General features: G+C 59.4%; 1 protein-coding gene. It reads left to right on the top strand.

The genetic code is table 11. From position 1 onward, the window contains the following. The first annotated feature begins 311 nt into the window (after positions 1 to 311). Positions 312 to 2,618, top strand: a complete 2,307-nt coding sequence (locus tag AC0QHF_RS09795) for a tetratricopeptide repeat protein (RefSeq protein ID WP_324704021.1) — start codon at positions 312 to 314, stop codon at positions 2,616 to 2,618. The last annotated feature ends 92 nt before the right edge of the window (positions 2,619 to 2,710 follow it).

The raw sequence follows: 2,710 nt of genomic DNA, 5'->3' as shown, positions 1-2,710 counted from the left end.
AGGAGCCGTGTGAGGTGAAAATCTCATGCACGGTTTTGAATGGGAGGGGGAGAAGGTGACTTCTCTCTCGACCCCTACTGATTGACCCCGAGCTCAATATGCACGTTCTCTCGGCGATCGCCGAGAGAAGAAAAGGGTAAAAATCGGGTTCGAGTTGCATCCGCCAACGTCAGCCGACCTCGAGCTCCGATCTCTCCCATCCGAATCCGAAGCCGGGGGAAACGCCCTCGCCCCGTCGCGGGCGGTAGGCTGGCACGCCGTCGCACTCTCGAAAATGTGCCTTGAGTCCAATTTTGCCGAGGCCGAACCAAATGCAGAAAAAAATTATTGGTGGACGCTACAAATTAAAAGAAAAAATCGGGGGCGGCGCGTTCGGCCAGACCTATTTGGCCGAGGACTCCCAGTTGCCGGGAAATCCCCTCTGTATCGTCAAACAACTGCAACCCCAAAATACCGACCCCAAAACCCTGCAAACGGCTCGACGTCTTTTCAATAGCGAAGCCCAAGTTCTTCACACCCTCGGCACTCAGCACCCCCAAATTCCCACCCTGTACGCCTACTTTGAAGAAGACAAGGAATTCTATCTGGTTCAGGAATTGGTGAGAGGAAACCCGCTGACGGAAGAATTGCCCCCGGGAATCCACTGGCAGGAAGTCCAGGCGATGGACTTTTTACAAGATATTCTCTCCATTCTGGATTACGTCCACCAACAACAGGTGATCCATCGAGATATCAAACCCTCCAATATCATGCGGCGAACCGAAGATCAAAAGTTAATGTTGATCGACTTCGGGGCCGTTAAACAGATCCGACAGTCCTCGGACAGCAACGACTCGAACCTCACCGTCGCCATCAGCACCTACGGCTATTCGCCGCCGGAACAATTGCAGGGCAAACCCCACTTCAGCAGCGACATCTACGCCGTGGGCATGACAGCGATCCGAGCCCTGACGGGGATTCACCCCCACCAGTTAGACCGGGACCCGGCGACGGGAGAACTGATCTGGAAAAACCGCGCCCGCGTCAGTGAGGGGCTCGTGGCGATTTTGGATCGGATGGTCGCCTCCCATCTGCCCGATCGCTACCCGTCGGCTTCTGCAGTCCTGGCTGACCTCGATCGCCTCCGACAGGTCGCCAACGACCCCACCCGGATGGCTACCTCCGACGCGCCGACCCGGGTCGCGGGCGATATCTCCCTGACGACCCCGCCTCCCCCGATGCCCCCGCCTCCCCCGGCCGGGGATCGACAGCCCCCCACGGCGGTGCGTCCCGGCAAGGGAATCGGGGGTAAGATGCTCGGCAAACCCCAATGGGTGGCGGCGGGGATCGGCGGGCTGGCGATTTTGGCAGTCCTGTTCGAGTTGATTTTTCCCGTCGTCCGCCCTCCCTATTACGTCGGCCGGGGCAACCGACTCCTGGAGGATGACCGCCCCGAAGCGGCGCGGGAAATGTTCGATCGCGCCCTGGATCTGAATCCCAATTCGGCCGGGGCTTGGGTCGGACAGGGGGATGCCCTCGCCGAACTCGGGCGCAGCGATCGCGCCCTGACGGCTTACAATAAAGCCCTGGAATACCGACCCGACAACCCGGATCTTCTCAACAAGAAGGGAAGCCTCTTATATCAGACGGGCGCTTCCCGGGAGGCTTTGGCGGCCCACGAACAGGCGATCGCCATCGACCCCGACAACGCCCAGGCTTGGTACGGCAAGGGGATCGCCCTGATCGGCTTGCGACAGTACGAAGAGGCCGAAGTCGCCTTCGATCGCGCCAAGAGTATCAGACCCCAGGTCCCGAGCGTCTGGCAGAGTAAAGCGGTCGCCCTGGAATATCAGGGGAAACGACAGGAAGCCCGACAGGTGTACGAAGAGGCCCTGGCGACCTACGATGACGTGTTGGACAACCAACCGGAGAAAGTCGCCGCCTGGGTGGAACGGGGGGCCGTGTTGAGCAAGTTGGGCCGCCCCGAACAAGCCCTGGAGTCCTACGAAAAGGCCCTGGCGATCGACCCGGACGACTTCCAAGCCCTCCTCAAAAAGAGCAACGTCCTGTTTCCGCCCCTCCGGCGCATCGACGAGGCCCTGGCTGCCTCTGATCGCGTCCTGGAAATTCGGCCCGACTCCCATTTGGCTTGGCACAATCGGGGGTCGATCTTGGCCGGGGGAAAGCGGGACTTTGAAGGGGCGATCGCGGCCTATGACCGGGCGATCGAGTTGCGCCCCCAGTTCGTCCCGGCGATGCGGGACAAGGGGTTGGCGTTGAGTCAGTGGAGTCAGGTTCTCCAGGCCGAGGGGAAGACGGCCGAAGCCGAAGAGCGGGCCGACGCGGCTCTGGAATCCTTCGATCGCGCCTTGAGTGCCGACCCCGACGACTATCAATCCCTCGTCGGGCGGGCGATCGTCCTCTCCAACCGGGGACGTCAGGAAGCGGCCCTGGCGGCCCTGAACAAGGCGCGGGACATCCAACCGGGTGACCCCTTCGTGTGGGTGAACCGGGGTTTAGTTTTGGAAAAAATGGGCCGGAATGCCGAAGCCATCGAATCCTATGACGAAGCCCTCAAAATTCAACCCGATTTCGGGCCGGCGCTGGAATCTAAAAACAAATTAACCATTAACAATTAACCATTAACAATTAATAATTATAGCAACGAGCGCTCACGTGGTTACAGTTGAAATGGGGTCAGAAATTTTCAAACCCTTATAGAAAAGCCGTT

Source organism: Lyngbya sp. CCY1209, assembly GCF_055795065.1.
This window is presented reverse-complemented; position numbering and strand designations above follow the sequence as displayed.